Origin of the sequence: Embleya sp. NPDC005971, assembly GCF_040629175.1 — a bacterium.
Classification (GTDB): Bacteria; Actinomycetota; Actinomycetes; order Streptomycetales; family Streptomycetaceae; genus Embleya.
Map to the genome: position 1 here is coordinate 18,427 of NZ_JBEXUX010000018.1, position 15,025 is coordinate 33,451.

Here is a 15,025-nt window from a genome sequence, read left to right on the forward strand (position 1 = left end):
CACAGGAGTGCGCTGTGGCAATGTACGGGACCCGGTCGCGAGTCGCTCGACCCTCGGGCGACGCTTCAGCCTACGAGCCCGCCGGTCGATCGTCCCTACCTGGTGGGCTTGCGGTCGCCTCGGGTGGCGTACTCGAACTCGGCACGCGGGTGTTCGATCGAACCCAGCGAGACGATCTCGCGCCGGAACATCAGGGCCAGTGTCCATTCCGCCATGATGCGCATCTTGCGGTTCAGCGTGGGCACGCGGCTGAGGTGATACGTGCGGTGCATGAACCAGGCCGGCAGACCCTTGGTCTTGATCCCGTAGACCTGCGCGACGCCCTTGTGCAGGCCGAGCGAGGCCACCGAGCCCACGTGCTTGTGCCGATACTGCTGCTGCGGTTGCCGGCGCAGCGTCGCGATGATGTTGTCCGCGAGCACCCGCGCCTGGCGCACCGCGTGTTGCGCGCTGGGACCGGTGAACTCCTCGCCCGGCTTGGTCAGATCGGGCACCGCCGCGCAGTCGCCCGCCGTCCATACCCCCGGGACCCCCTCCACCTCGAGCGTCGCGCGCGCCTTGAGCCGACCCTTGTCGTCCAGCGGCAGATCGGTGGCGATCAACATCGGGCTGGGCTTGACGCCCGCCGTCCACACCAGCGTGCTCGCGTCGACCTCGGTGCCGTCCGAGAGCACCACGTGCCGGTCGCGGGCCGACTCCAGCCGAGTGTTCAGGCGTACGTCGATGCCCCGTCGACGCAGCTCGGCGACCGTGTACCGGCCCATGTCCTCGCCCACCTCGGGCAGGATCCGCGGCGATGCCTCGACCAGGATCCAGCGCATGTCCGCCGGGGTGATGTTGTGGTAGTACCGGCACGCGTAGCGGGCCATGTCCTCCAGCTCGGCGAGTGCCTCCACTCCCGCGTAGCCGCCGCCGACGAAGACGAAGGTCAACGCGTGGTCGCGGATCGAGGGGTCCCGGGTCGAGGAGGCGGTGTCCATCTGTTCGAGCACGTGGTTGCGCAGCGCGATGGCCTCCTCGACGGTCTTGAAGCCGATGCCCCACTCGGCGAGCCCCGGGATCGGCAGGGTTCGCGCGACCGAGCCGGGCGCGACCACGAGCAGGTCGTAGGAGGCGTCGTAGGTCTCGCCGCCGAGCAGTTCGATGGTCGCGGTCTTCTTCGCGTGGTTCACGTGTTCCACGGTGCCGGTGACGATGCGGCACTTGGGCAGCACCGAGCGCAGCGGGACGACCACGTGGCGCGGCGAGATGGCGCCGGCCGCGGCCTCCGGGAGGAACGGCTGGTACGTCATGTACGACTGCGGTTCGACGACGGTCACCGTCGCCTCTCCCGCCTTGAGTTTCCGTTGCAGGCGAAGGGCCGTGTACAGGCCGACGTAGCCACCGCCGACGATCAGGATGCGCTCGGGCCGAGTCGAGGTCGTCATGCGTTCCACTCTGCCCCTTTCCGAGGGCCACAGACAGGTGTTCGTCGGGTTTGTGTGCCCCGTACGGGTGGTGACGAGAGGTCAGCGGTCAGCGATATCTTCACAACCGTGCTGTCGGATTCCGCTTCTGGGGTGGGGTCGGTTCGGGTAGTCTCGACGCCCTGGGCAAAGCGGGGTCTGGTGGGGGAATCGACACACTTGCCTTCCGGGGGAGACGCTATGAGCGGCGCTTCGCGTACGCGTACCACGAAGACGCAGGACACCGGCGGCGACGGCGTCGGAGGTCGACACACAACGACGATTCCACCGGCTCGCAAGCCGCAACGAAGCAGGCCGGCCGAGCCGTCGCCGCAGTTGCGCACCGACGCCCGACGCAATCTGGAGCAGGTGCTCCGGGCGGCCCGCGAGGTGTTCGGCGAGCTGGGCTACGACGCTCCGATGGAGGAGATAGCCCGCCGTGCCGGCGTGGGGGTGGGCACCATCTACCGCCGCTTCACCGGCAAGGAGGCACTGGTCCAACGCATCATGATCGCCGAGACCAACCGACTGACCGCCGAGGCGGTCAACGCGTTGGACGAGGAACCGGACGCGTGGTCCGCGCTCGCCAGATACTTACGCCGCGCGGTCGGCTCGGGTGCCGGCCGACTGTTCCCCGCGCTGAGCGGGCGGGTCCCGGTGACCGAGGAGATGAGTTCCTCGCGCGCCGAACTCAACGACGCGGTGGGCATGTTGGTCGATCAGGCCAAGTCCTGCGGGCTGCTCCGAGCGGACGTCTCGGACGCCGACATATCGCTGATGATGTCGTGTCTGCTGCCCCCGTCGGGGCTTCCACACCCACAACGACTGACCATCGCCGGTCGCTATCTGGAAATCCTGCTCGACGGCCTGCACGCGGGACACTCGTCCCCGCTGCCCGGGAAGCCGTTCACGCAGGACGAGTTGGACACCCTTTTTCTCAGTTGAGGCAGTCTCGGTCGAGGCAGTCCCGAGTGAGGCAGTATCGGTCGAGCAGGTCTCGGTCGAGATCCGACAAACCGATCAACTACGCACCACGAGCACCGGACAGGCCGCGTGGTGCACCACCGCCGTGCTGACCGAGCCGAGCAGCAGGCGGGAGAAACCGCCCGAGCCACGCGAACCCACCACGACCATCTCGTGCCGCTCGGACATCCCGAGCAACACCTCGGTCGCCGTGCCCGAGTACACCTGGACCACGGCCTGTCCGCCGAACGGCCGTTCGCGTTCGCCGTTCACCTCGGCCACCGTGGTCTCGGTCCGGATCCGCAATTCGGCGAGCACCCGTTCGAGGTCCTCCTGGTAGTGCGGGCCGGGCGCGAGCACCACATAACCGGGGGTCGCGGGCTGCGCGGTCACCACGTAGAGCGGCAACCCGCGCAGCTCGGCCTCGGTCATCGCCCAGTCCAACGCCCGCCGGGCCGGCTCCGACCCGTCCACGCCGACCACGACGCCCTTCGGCTCAGCGTCGGCCATGGGCCCTCCTCGTCACCGAATCCGGATGTGGAGGGCCCCATACCACCCGAATGTCGCGCGCTCACCTCCGCGCGCGAACGCCACCCGGACGGCGGTCAGGCGTGCGCGAGGATCTCCTGCGCGCGAGTGGCCAACGCGCGCAGCCCGTCGACGGTGAACGGCCCGGCCGCGTCCTGCTCGCCCATCGCGCCGGCGGAGTATCGATCGAGCACGCCGGCCAGGATGCAGGCGAGCCGCCAGCACGCGAACGCCTGATACCAGCGGATGTGCGACAGGTCCCGACCGGTGGCCGCCGCGTAGCGCGCGGCGAACGCGGCCCGGTCGATGAAGCCCTCGCTCGCGGTGCCGTCGGCGGGCAGCAGTGTGCCGTCCTCGCCCGCCTCGACCCAGTACATCAGCGTGGTGCCCACGTCGGCGAGCGGGTCGCCGAGCGTGCACAGTTCCCAGTCCAGCACCGCGCGCACGGTGCCGTCCGGGCCCAGGATGACGTTGTCCAGGCGGAAGTCGCCGTGCACGATCGTGGCGCCCTGCTGGGCGGGGACGGATGCCGCGAGCGCGTCGTGCACGTCGTCGATCGCCTCGATCCCGGGCACCCGGGTGGCCTCCCACTGGCGGTGCCAGCGGCGCAACTGGCGCCCGATGTAGTCCTCGCGCCGGCCGAGTTCGCCCAGCCCCACCGCGTCCACGTCCACGGCGTGGATCGCCGCGAGCACGTCCGCGAGTTGCTCCCCGGCCCGCCGCCGGGCCTGCGGTGTGAGCAGGGTGGCGGCGTCCTCGACGGAGCGGATCACCTGCCCGTCGACGAAGTCCATCACGAAGAACGGCGCGCCGTTGACCGTCTCGTCGCTGCACAGACCGACCACCGCCGGCACCGGCACGTCGGTCCGCCCGGAGCCCAGCGCGGCCAGGATCCGGTGCTCACGCCCCATGTCGTGCGCGGTCGCGAGCACGTGCCCCAGCGGGGGCCGGCGCAGCACCCAGCGGCGCGCGTCGGCGTCCGAGACCACGTAGGTGAGATTCGACCGCCCGCCGAGCACGAGGTCGAAGCCCAGCGGCGGGCGCACCGCGGCCCGTTCGGCCAGCCACGCCGTGATCGCTTCGGGCCGCAGCGCCTCGGCCATCGGACCATCCGTCATGTTCGTGCTCCGCTTCAGATGCCGAGGGAACGGCCGATGATTTCCTTCATGATCTCGTTCGTCCCCCCGTAGATCGATTGCACCCGGGTGTCGACGAACGCCTTGGCCACCGGGTATTCGAGCATGTAGCCGTATCCGCCGTGCAGTTGCAGACAGCGGTCGACCACCCGCTTTTGCAGGTCGGTGGTCCACCACTTGGCCTTCGAGGCGGCGACCGCGTCCAGCTCGCCGGCGACGTGCTTCATGATGCAGTCGTCGACGTAGGTCCGCGCGATGTCCAACTCGGTGTCCATCTCCGCCAGTTCGAACCTGGTGTTCTGGAACGAGCCGATCGGGCGGCCGAACGCCGTCCGCGTCTTGACGTATTCGAGCGTGTGCGCGAAGACCGTCTCGGCACCGGCGACCGCCGCGCTCGCGATGCCCAGGCGTTCCTGCGGCAGGTTGTTCATCAGGTGGTAGAAGCCGCGATTCTCCTCACCGAGCAGGTTGTTCAGCGGCACCCGGACGTCGGAGAAGAACAGTTCGGCGGTGTCCTGCGCCTTCATCCCGATCTTGTCCAGGTTGCGCCCCCGCTCGAAGCCCGGCATGCCCCGCTCGACCACGATCAGGCTGATGCCCTTGCTGCCCTTGGCCTCGGGGTCGGTCTTGGCGACCACGATCACCAGGTCGGCGTTGATGCCGTTGGTGATGAAGGTCTTCGCGCCGTTGAGCAGGTAGTGGTCGCCCTCCCGGATCGCGGTGGTCCGCACGCCCTGGAGGTCGCTGCCCGCGCCGGGTTCGGTCATCGCGATCGCGGTGATGATCTCGCCGGAGCAGAAGCCGGGCAACCAACGCTGCTTCTGCTCGTCGGTGGCCAGGTCGTTGAGGTACGGCGCGACCACCTCGTTGTGCAGCCCGAAGCCCACCCCCGACGCGGCCACCCGGATCAGTTCCTCGGACAACGTCGCGAGGTAGCGGAAATCGCCCACCCCGCCGCCGCCGTAGCGCTCGTCCACGTCGGTGCCCAACAGCCCCTGCTTGCCGGCCTTGAGCCAGACCGAGCGGTCGACGATGCCGTCCTTCTCCCACTGGTCGTGGAACGGGACCACCTCACGCTGGAAGAACTCGCGCGCGGATTCGCGAAAGGCGAGGTGCTCGGGTTCGAGGTGCCGGTCCCTCATGTGTGTACTCCCCCTGCGGTGTCACGCCGGATCATGCCGGATCGGACATTCCTACCGGTCGGTAGGTGTCACGCTCGCATGCTAGGTGCGCACCGAAAGCGGAGCAAGGGCACGACGACGGAACGGCCGGCACGGAGGCACGGAGCGGGCGGCCCCGCAGGAGCGACTCGGGGAGCGGGCCCGGGCGCACAGGGGTGACGAGCGGCCCGGCGCACCGGCGACGCGGCGGCGGGGCGGCATACGGGTCGGGGCGCACGGGCGACCGGGCTCATCCGGCCCGGCGGCCCGGCCGCCCGCAAAGTCTTGTGCGCCCACGGCCGGCCGGTCGGCCGGGCGTGGGCGCACGTATGAGGGGGATCGACCGGCGCGCCGGGCAGGCCCCGTGGCCGCGGGGCTTGCCCGGATCGGCTTGTCGGTCCGGGTCCGGGTGCAGGTACGGGTGCGGCGCCTACGCGACAGCCGCGATGCGTACGCCCGGGGCAGAACTCGGCGTCGCGTCCCAGCGCATCACTCGGCCCTCCCAGACGCCGCGCAGCCACAGTTCGGCCGAGACGATGTCGGCCAGCGCGCCCAGCGGCAGGTCGGGGCGGGGGGTGGCCGGCTCGCCCTTGTCCAGGTTCGCGCCGCCGATCGCGTGGTCGAGGGTGCGGCGCACCTCGACCGGGTCCAGCACGCCCAGTTCGGCCAACAGCGGGTCGGCGAACAGGTCGCGCAGCACCCGGGCGTTCAAGCGCAGCCCGCGTCGCTCGGCCTCGGTGTAGTCGGCCCGGTGCACCGTGCCCAGGGTGTGCCGCGGGATCAGCCCCTGGACGGCCGCGGTGAGCAGCGCCCTGGGCCCGTCGTCCCGATCGCGGGCCCAGGCCGGCAGGGCCAGCCCGGCGCGCACCACGGCGGTGTCCAGATAGGGCGCCTGGACCCGTACTCCGATGCGCTCGGCGAGTTGCTGGCAGGCGCGTTGGCGTTCCGCCGCCCGGCGGACCGCGACCCATGCGGCGCGGTCCCCCGGACGGCCATGGACCGCCGGGTCCGCGGCGACAACGGATCCGGCGGAGACCACCGACTCGCCCGCGAGGCGGCGCAGCGACACGGCGAGACGGCGGCGCATGTCCGGCGTCGTCCAGACCGCCGTGGGGGCCGCGGTGCACCACGCGATCGCGGCGGCCGGACCCGCGTCCACCCGACCGGAACCCGCGAAGACCTCCGCGAGCTGGTCGAGTGCCTGGGGGAAGGTGGTACGGGCGACCCGGTTCGCGGTGCCCGCCAGGTCGTGGCCGCGCAGGCCCAGGTTGCGCGCCCAGGTGCGGGCGTGCCGGGCGGTGGTCATCCGGCGACGGTCCATGGCCAGGTCGGCGAGGTAGGCGAGCGGGGTGCCCAGCACCGCGTCACCGCCGTAGCCGGTGATGTGCATGTCGATGCCGGCGTCGCGAATGGCGTTGAACGTGCGGGTGGTTCGGGCCATCCCGATCAGTGAGAAGCCCGGTTCGTCGGGCATCACCGCACCGGTGAGCACGTCCTCCAGGCCGGTGTACGGCAGGTGGTCGACGTCCCCCGGGACGATCAGGTGGCGCAGGCGCGCCGAGCGGGCCACGATGTCGGCCGCGGACTCCGGGTCGCCGGGGGCGCAGGGTTCGGCCCAGGTGACCGCGATCAGGTCGCGTGATTTGGCCATCGCCACCGAACGGGCGCCCAGCAGTGCGAGCACCGCCGAGTCCCGGCCGCCGGACAGATCCGCGCCGGGGCGCTTGGATCCGGCCACGCGGCGGCCGACCGCGTCGGACAGCGCCCGACCCAGCGCGTCGGCCGCGCCGGGGAAGTCGAGCGGGGAGCGGTGCTGTTCGTAGAGCCGCACCCGGGCGGTCCCGTGCCCCACGTCCAGCGCGTGTCCGGGTTCGAGCCGGCTCACGCCCGCGAACATCGAGCGGCCGGCGACCAGTTCGGGCACGTCGGGGCAGGCCAGGCGGGCCGCGAACGCCTCGGTGTCCAGGCCGGCCCGGGTCAGGTCGGCGAGCGGGAGCGCGTGCGAGGCGTAGACCACGCCGTCGGCCGGCTCGGCGTGGAACACCTGGCGCACACCCGCGAGATCGCCGAGCACCACGGTCCGCACGCCGGTACGCAGCACCACGTGGTAGCTGCCGGCCCACCCGGTCAGGTGTCGCAACGCGCCGCCGCGGGCGATGGCGAGCCCGACCTCCAGCTCGGCGTCGGTGGCGCCGCACACGCCCAGCACCGCCATCCGCATCCCGCCCCGGCTGACCACCCGGACCTCGTCCGCAGGCCAATTCCCCACCAGCCACAGCGGATCGGAGCCGTCCCACAACGTCCTGGCCCCGGTCGGCCGGGTAACGCTCCGACTCTCGGACGTCCCTGCGAACCAGCGCATCTCGACCCCCTCCGGGTTATGGCCCCGCGCAAACCACCATGGATACCGGCCGTACGTGATCCGACACTTCCATGGAACCAAGGTTAGGCAAGCCTGAGTAGAGCGCATCCGACGGCGCACGGGGACACGCACCCGGCGCATGGTGCCTTTTGACCGTGCCTGGGTACTGACGCGACGTCAAGTACGTTCTGTCAATGATTGCGGCCCGTCCTTGGTGATCGCTTGGCCAAGGGTTGTCCCGCAGGCGACGCGCCCGGGAACAACCCGTAAATTCGCGTCGCTTCACTCCCGGGATTGGCGAATATCTCCCTTACCCGAGCCGGCCGGTCCGGTTACGCTGAGGCGGACGGAGGGTTGCCTTTGGGGGCAAACTATGCGCGGCAGTCCCAAGCAGGATCAGTCGGGGCGTTCGAGTCCCGATGACGGAGACCGGGAGGTCCCGGATCCGGGGGTGGTGAGCGGAGGCGTCGGCGCCGGGTCCGACGGCTCCTTCGGCGATTCCCCGGCCGGCGCCGAGCAGGCGCGCCCCGAACGCCTCGACACCCTCCACACCACCACCGAACTCCCGCACCAGGAGTCCGCCGACCCCCGCCCCCGGCCCCCGCGCGAGCGCGGACCCAACGGCCGGCTCGGCGAGTTGCTGGGTGTCGCCGGGGTCAGCAATGCCGGGCTCGCCCGCCGGGTCAACGACCTGGGCGCCCGGCGCGGTCTCTCCCTCCGCTACGACAAGACCTCCGTGGCCCGCTGGGTGGGCAAGGGGATGACTCCGCAGGGCCCCGTGCCGCACCTGATCGCGGCCGTGCTCGCGGAGCGCCTCGGTCGCCCGGTGCCGCTGGAGGAGATCGGCCTGGACGACAGCCGGCCGGTGGATCCCGATCTCGGTCTGGCCTTCCCACGCGATGTCGGGGAGGCAGTTCGCACCGCCACCGACCTGTGGAGGCACGACCACGTGAATCGACGCGAGTTGCTCGCCGGGACGTTCGCCGTCACCGCCTACGGCACCCCGATGGCCCGCTGGCTGATCACCCCCGCGGACGCCCGCGCCGAGCATCGCGGCACCGGGTCGCACGTGGGACACAGCGATGTGACCAAGCTGCGCGAGGCGGCCGAGGAGGCCCGACGCTGGGACAGCAAGTACGGCGGCGGCGACTGGCGGGCGTCGATGGTGCCGGAGTGTCTGCGCTGCGACGCGACCCCGCTGCTGCGCGGCAGCTACCACGACGACGTGGGGCGCAGGCTGTTCGGCGCCACCGCCGAACTCTCCCGGCTGGCCGGGTGGATGGCCTTCGACACCGGCCAACACGAGGTCGCCCAGCGCTACTACATCCAGGCCCTGCGGCTGGCCCGCGCGGCGGCGGACGTACCGCTCGGCGGCTACGTGCTCGCCTCGATGAGCCTGCAGGCCACCTATCGCGGCAACCCCGACATCGCGGTCGACCTGGCCCAGGCCGCCATCGAGCGCAACAAGGGCATCGCGACCTCCCGGGTGACCGGCTTCCTGCACCTGGTCGAGGCCCGCGCCCAGGCCCGCGCGGGCGACGCGCCGGGGTGCGGGCGCGCGCTCAACGCGGCCGAGGCCCACCTGGAGCGGGCCCGGACGGGCGATCCCGATCCGGAGTGGATCGACTTCTTCACGTGGGACCGGCTGTGCGCGGACGGCGCCGAGTGTTACCGCGACCTGGGCGTGCCCGAGCGCACCCGCTACTTCACCGTGCAGGCGCTCGCGGGCCTGCGCGGCGAGGCGTACCAGCGCTCGCACGGGCTGCGGCTGGCCGTGGGGGCGCAGGCCGAGTTGCGCGCGGGCGAGATCGAGGCGGCCTGCGCGACCGGCCGGCAGGCGCTGGAGATCGCCGACCGGGTGCACTCGTCGCGCAACGCGGCCTACCTCAACGACCTGATGATCGGCCTCAAGCCGTACGCCGACGTGCGCGCGGTCAAGGACTTCACCGAACGCGCCAGGCTGGTCGGCGGAATCACCGTCTGAGCCGCACACCCGCACACCCCGCGGGCGCGAGTGCCGCCCTTTTCGGCTCGACGCACGATCCCGGGAAACGCCACAGGCCCGACATTTTCATGTCGGGCCTGTGATCCAAGTAGCGGGGACAGGATTTGAACCTGCGACCTCTGGGTTATGAGCCCAGCGAGCTACCGAGCTGCTCCACCCCGCGTCGGTGAACACAACTGTACGCCATCGCGAGCACACCCACGACCAATTACCGCGAAGGCCGGCCCGACCGGCTGCGGGCACCGAACCCCGCGGCCGCGGGTCGAAGATCGATTCCCGTATGGCAAAAGGCCGTTCGTGTCCGATTCGAACAGGTGGCAGCCGGCCACGAGCACGATATGGTTCCGGGCCGTAGTAGGGGCGGGTCGCCCACCGGGGGCGGGCCGATATGCGCCGGCGGCAGCCGTGGCAGCGGCAGAGCGGGATGTGTCCTGAGATGACCGAGAGATCCGGCTGCCCGTTCGTGGCCCTGTCCGGCCCACGCTTCGAGTCCGACCCGGCCGGGTTGTACCGCGAGCTGCGCGAACGGCACGGCCCGGTGGCGCCGGTCGTCCTGGACGGCGGCGTGCGTGCGTGGCTGGTCCTGGGCTATGCCGAACTGCTGGCCGTACTCCGTGATCCGGACCGGTTCTCGCACGACTCGCGGTTGTGGCTCGACCGGATCAAAGGCCGGGTCCCGGCCGACTGGCCGTTGTCGCCGATGGTCGAGTACCGCCCGTCCATCCTGTGCGCCGACGGCCCCGAGCATCGGCGGCGCAGCGCGGCCGTCGCGCACAGCCTGGGTCGCGTCGATCGGCGGGCCCTGCGCGGCGAGATCGAGCACATGGCCGACTCGCTGATCGACACGTTCGTGGCCCGAGGCGAGGCCGACCTGCTCACCGAGTACGCACAGCGGCTGCCGCTGTTGGCGATGGGCCGGATCGTCGGCATGCCCGCGCCGGACGGGCCGCACCTGGTCCGGACGATCAACGGGATGTTCGACGGCGGTCCGGACGCGCTCGCGCATCAGGCCGTCCTGCACCGGATGATGACCGACCTGGTCGCGACCAAGCGCATCACCCCGGGCGCGGACGTCACGTCCTGGATGCTCGCGCACCCCTCCGGGCTGACCGACGCCGAGGTGATCGAGGATCTGCTCGTGATCACCCCGACCGAGCCCACCGCCAACTGGATCGGCAACTCGCTGCGCATCCTGCTGACCGATCACACCCTGCACGCGTCCCTCACCGGCGGCCGGCGCACCACCGACGAGGCACTCGACGAGGTGTTGTGGCAGGACCCGCCGATGCAGAACGCGGCCGGCCGCTGGGCCACCCGGGACACCCTGCTCGGCGGCACGCCGATCCGCGGCGGCGACTTCCTGCTGCTGGGCATCGCGGCCGCCAACGCCGACCCCGCGGTGCGCACGCCCGATACCGAACTGACCGGCAACCGGGCGCACTTGGCCTGGGGTGGCGGCCCGCACGCGTGTCCCGCCCAGGACCACGCACGGCTGATCGCCAAGACCGCCGTGGACACGCTTCTCGACCGGCTGCCCGATCTGCATCTGGCCGTCCCCCAGGAGGCGCTCACCTGGCGCGCCTCCCCGTGGATCCGCGCCCTCGCCGCCCTGCCGGTCGCCTTCACCCCCGACAAGCCGATCCACGGCGGCGCCCCGTGGCCGAGCCCGGCCGCCCTGGCGGCCCCACCCGCCGAGCCGACACCCGATCCGACACCCGAGCCGGCCCCGGTGCCCGAGCCGGCCGCGCCGCTGCCCGAGCCCGTACCGACCCCTGCGGACCCGACCCCGGAGCCCGCCCCGGCCCCGTCCACCGCGTGGTGGTCCCCGGCACGGTGGCGCCGCGGCCGGTGACGGCGCACACCATCGGGCCGCCCGACTCCCCCGCCCGTGCCCGCGCCGCTAGGGTCGGCAGGGTGGAGGTGGGCTCATGACGTTGACCTACGACGTGGTGGTGGTCGGTGGTGGCATCGTCGGCCTGGCCACCGCGTACGCGCTCACCGAGCGCGACCCCGGACGCACCGTGGCCGTGGTCGAGAAGGAGACCTCCTGGGCCGCGCACCAGACCGGCCGCAACTCGGGGGTGATCCACTCCGGGCTGTACTACCGGCCGGGCAGCCTCAAGGCCCGCTTCGCCGTCGAGGGCGCCCGCCGGATGACGGACTTCTGCGCCCGCCACGACATCGCGCACGACGTCCCCGGGAAGCTCGTGGTCGCCACCAGCGTGCACGAACTCCCGCGTCTGCGCACCCTGTTCGAGCGGGGGCTGGCGAACGGCGTGCCGGTCACCGAGCTGACCACCGAGCAGGTTCGCGAGCGCGAGCCGCACGTGTTGTCCGTCGGCGGACTGCACGTCGCCTCCACCGGCATCGTCGACTACACCGACGTGTGCCGGACCCTGGTCGACCTGTTGCACGAGCGCGGCGTCGCGTTGCGCACCGGGGCGGGGGTGGTCGACCTCGCCGTGCACGCGGACGAGGTGGTCGTACAGACCCGGCTCGGCGAGTTGCGCGGGCGGGTGCTGGTCAACTGCGCGGGGTTGTACAGCGACCGGATCGCCGAGCTGGCGGGCGACCCGCCGCCGGTGCGGATCGTGCCCTTCCGCGGTGAGTACCACGAGCTGGTGCCCTCGCGACGCGGGCTGGTGCACGGGCTGGTCTACCCGGTGCCGGATCCGGCCTTCCCGTTCCTGGGCGTACATCTGACCCGGGGCATCCACGGCGACGTGCACGTGGGCCCGAACGCGGTCCTGGCGCTGCGTCGCGAGGGCTACTCGTGGTCGCGGATCGCGCCGCGCGAGTTGGCCGCGACCCTGGCCTATCCGGGCATGTGGCACATCGCGCGTCGGCACTGGCGGTACGGCGCGGGCGAGTTGTTGCGCTCGGTGGCCAAGCCCGCGATGGTGCGCGAGGTGCAGCGGCTGCTTCCCGAGGTCACCGCGAACGACCTGGTCCGGGCGCCGGCGGGAGTGCGCGCGCAGGCGGTCCGCCCCAACGGCGAACTGGTCGACGACTTCCTGATCACCGGCGGCCCACGCACGATCCACGTCCTGAACGCGCCCTCGCCCGCCGCCACCGCGTCCCTGCCGATCGGCGACGAGATCGCCACTCGGGTCGCCGAACGACTGGGGGCCCTGGCCGGCCGCTGAGCCGGCACGCGATCATGGGCGCGGGCCGGCCGATCGGGGGACTGCACGTGGCCGTGAATACCGCCGTACCGCGATCCGCCGTACCGCGCGTCCTGCTCGTGGGCGCCGTACTCGTGGTGTGCGCGCTGCTCGGCGCGGTCGCGCCCGCACGCGCCGACACCCCGGGCGCCCGGCTGGTGGTCTCGCCGAGCGGGCCGCTGCGTGCCGGCGACGTGGTCACGCTCCGGGGCACCGGTCACACCGGCTGTCCCACCGGCCGGGTCGACGTGATCGGGTACGACGCGCGGCTGCGCACGAACGTGATGGGCGCCGACCGATTGATCGCGGCGGACGTACCGATCGATCCCGCGCGAGAGCAGGGCTTCACCGTGCGCTTCACCCTGGATCCGCCCGTCTACGTCGGCGTCCAGGGTTTCCGCACGGTGTGCACGAACCGGGGCAGGGAGCCGATCCCGAAGGCGATGGCCGAAACCACGTTCGACTACACGTCGACCGAGCAGGGCAACCCGGACGGCTTCCCGGCCCCCGGGCCGCAGCCGGCGAACCTGGCGAGTCGACGGCTGGTGCTCGAACCGGCCGCGGCGGCCCCCGACTCCATGGTCACCGTCTGGACCGACCTGCGCTGCGGGCCGGCCACCGCGACGCACAACGGCGCGCTCCTGTGGGACGGCCGCTTCGTCACCTCGTTCTACGCCCCGGCCGAGCCGAACGGACCGAAGGCGCTGGTCCGGTATCAGCCGCTGCGCGTACACGTCCCCCAGACACCCAGTCGCGGCACACACCGGCTCACCGTGTCCTGCCTGTCCGACGACGCCGAGTTCGGCGTGGTCGACGCCGACGTCGTGCTCGACGCCGAACTCACGCTCCCGCCGGCCACGTTCGCCCTGTCCACCGCACAGGCCGGCGGCGGTGACCGGATCCGCGCGACCGGATCCGGCTTCACCGGCTGCGCCGGTCGGACCGGCGGCGGACCGGCCGACCTGGCGATCCGCCGCGGCGACCGCGAGGTGGCCCGGGTGCCGGTCGGCCCGGACGGCCGGATCGACGCCGAGCTGACCATGCCCGCCGGGCTGCCCGAGGGGCGGGCCGAACTGAGCGCGGCGTGTGTCGACGAGCGCCTGGACGGCAGCGTGCGGCTCGCGTTCACCGTGTTGCCCACCCGACACCCGGCATCCGCCCCGGCGAGCCGACCCGCCGACCGCGCCGACTCCGCGCTCGACCTGCCCTCCCCCGGCGACCTGCTCGACCACCCCGCGCCACTGGCCGGCGCCGGCGTCGGGGCCGTGCTCGCCCTCCCGCTGGTGGGCTTCGCCGCCGAACTGTTCAACAAGACCGTGGAGGAGAACCGCCTGCGCATCCGTCGCCGGTTGCGCCCGGGCGCGGCCCGCCCGCGCTCGCTGCCCCGCGCGCCGCGGCTCCAGGTGCTCGCCTTCGTGCTGCTGTCCGCGCTGGGCACGGTCGCGGTCGAACCGAACGTGGCCCTGGACGCGGGCACGTCCGCGCTCGCGCTGTCCCTGCTGATCGCGGTCCCGCTCACCGTGCTCGCCTACGCGGGGGTATCCGAGGCGTACCGCCGGCACGTCTCGCGGATCCGCGCCTTCCCGCACCTGGTTCCCGGCGCCCTCGTGGTCGCGCTGCTGCTGGGCACCGGGTCCCGGCTCGCGCACCTGGTGCCGGGCTACATCTACGGACTGTTCCTCGCCTTCACCCACGCCGGCCTGCGCCGGATGTCCGCGCACGAGGAGGGGCGGGCCACCGCGCTGGGCGCGTGGGCGCTGGCCGGGTTGGGCGCGAGCGCCTGGGTGTGGCGGATCCCGGTCGAACACGTGCTGGCCGGCGACGACACGCCGGCCTTCGGCTGGGTGCTGGCCGAGAACGTCCTCACCCAGACCTATGTCGCCGCGGTGATCGGCCTGGTCTTCGGCCTGTTGCCGATCCGCTTCCTGGACGGTCACCTGCTGTGGCGGTGGAGCAGGTGGGGTTGGGCGGCCGTGTACACGGTCGCGGTGTTCCTGTTCCTGCTCACGCTGCTCGACCCGACCGGGGTGACCACCGGCGCCACCCGGGGGATGTTGCTGCGCGCGGCGTGGTTGTTCGGCGCGTTCCTGGTCGCGTCGGTGCTGTTCTGGGCGGTGTTCCGACTGCGTCCGGGTACGGCGCCGGCCCCGCCCGGAGCACCGCCGGTACCGGTCGGATCGACGCCGCCCGCGGCGCCGGGCCCGCCGCCGCCGAGGCCGGGGGTTCCCCCGACGATCGGCCGCCCCCGGGATTCGCCGTAAA

Annotated in this window: 10 protein-coding genes and 1 tRNA gene; 5 read left to right on the top strand and 6 right to left on the bottom strand. The window is 72.3% G+C overall.

Annotated features, from left to right (window positions below; translation table 11 throughout):
• Positions 1 to 95: 95 nt before the first annotated feature.
• On the bottom strand, positions 96 to 1,427 hold the full coding sequence (locus ABZ374_RS17870; RefSeq protein ID WP_360311963.1) for an NAD(P)/FAD-dependent oxidoreductase: 1,332 nt from the start codon (positions 1,425 to 1,427) through the stop codon (positions 96 to 98).
• 219 nt (positions 1,428 to 1,646) lie between these two features.
• On the opposite strand from ABZ374_RS17870, the gene ABZ374_RS17875 reads away from it, so the two are divergent.
• Positions 1,647 to 2,390 carry a helix-turn-helix domain-containing protein gene (locus ABZ374_RS17875; RefSeq protein ID WP_360311965.1) on the top strand — a complete coding sequence of 248 codons (744 nt, stop codon included), beginning with the start codon at positions 1,647 to 1,649 and terminating at the stop codon, positions 2,388 to 2,390.
• 75 nt (positions 2,391 to 2,465) lie between these two features.
• Here the strand turns inward: ABZ374_RS17875 and ABZ374_RS17880 are convergent, their stop codons facing one another.
• The 4 genes from ABZ374_RS17880 to ABZ374_RS17895 form a co-directional block, all read right to left on the bottom strand.
• Positions 2,466 to 2,918, bottom strand: coding sequence for a universal stress protein (locus ABZ374_RS17880; protein ID WP_360311967.1), 453 nt, complete (start codon positions 2,916 to 2,918; stop codon positions 2,466 to 2,468).
• A gap of 95 nt (positions 2,919 to 3,013) precedes the next feature.
• Positions 3,014 to 4,054: a phosphotransferase family protein gene (locus ABZ374_RS17885; RefSeq protein WP_360311969.1), complete on the bottom strand. Its 1,041-nt coding sequence runs from the start codon at positions 4,052 to 4,054 to the stop codon at positions 3,014 to 3,016.
• 14 nt (positions 4,055 to 4,068) lie between these two features.
• Positions 4,069 to 5,214: an acyl-CoA dehydrogenase family protein gene (locus tag ABZ374_RS17890; RefSeq protein ID WP_360311971.1), complete on the bottom strand. Its 1,146-nt coding sequence runs from the start codon at positions 5,212 to 5,214 to the stop codon at positions 4,069 to 4,071.
• A 448-nt stretch (positions 5,215 to 5,662) separates the two neighbouring features.
• Positions 5,663 to 7,594 carry an asparagine synthase-related protein gene (locus ABZ374_RS17895; protein WP_360311973.1) on the bottom strand — a complete coding sequence of 644 codons (1,932 nt, stop codon included), beginning with the start codon at positions 7,592 to 7,594 and terminating at the stop codon, positions 5,663 to 5,665.
• A gap of 637 nt (positions 7,595 to 8,231) precedes the next feature.
• On the opposite strand from ABZ374_RS17895, the gene ABZ374_RS17900 reads away from it, so the two are divergent.
• Positions 8,232 to 9,578 carry an MFS transporter gene (locus ABZ374_RS17900; RefSeq protein ID WP_360312193.1) on the top strand — a complete coding sequence of 449 codons (1,347 nt, stop codon included), beginning with the start codon at positions 8,232 to 8,234 and terminating at the stop codon, positions 9,576 to 9,578.
• A 110-nt stretch (positions 9,579 to 9,688) separates the two neighbouring features.
• On the opposite strand, the gene ABZ374_RS17905 is transcribed toward ABZ374_RS17900, so the two are convergent.
• Positions 9,689 to 9,762 (bottom strand) — tRNA-Met (locus ABZ374_RS17905).
• 273 nt (positions 9,763 to 10,035) lie between these two features.
• On the opposite strand from ABZ374_RS17905, the gene ABZ374_RS17910 reads away from it, so the two are divergent.
• The 3 genes from ABZ374_RS17910 (at position 10,036) to ABZ374_RS17920 (ending at position 15,024) form a co-directional block, all read left to right on the top strand.
• Complete coding sequence (locus ABZ374_RS17910; protein ID WP_360311975.1) at positions 10,036 to 11,451, top strand: cytochrome P450; 1,416 nt, start codon at positions 10,036 to 10,038, stop codon at positions 11,449 to 11,451.
• A gap of 76 nt (positions 11,452 to 11,527) precedes the next feature.
• Positions 11,528 to 12,745, top strand: coding sequence for an L-2-hydroxyglutarate oxidase (gene lhgO / locus ABZ374_RS17915; protein WP_360311977.1), 1,218 nt, complete (start codon positions 11,528 to 11,530; stop codon positions 12,743 to 12,745).
• Between the two features lie 47 nt (positions 12,746 to 12,792).
• Positions 12,793 to 15,024 carry an FGLLP motif-containing membrane protein gene (locus tag ABZ374_RS17920; protein ID WP_360311979.1) on the top strand — a complete coding sequence of 744 codons (2,232 nt, stop codon included), beginning with the start codon at positions 12,793 to 12,795 and terminating at the stop codon, positions 15,022 to 15,024.
• Position 15,025 lies beyond the last annotated feature (1 nt).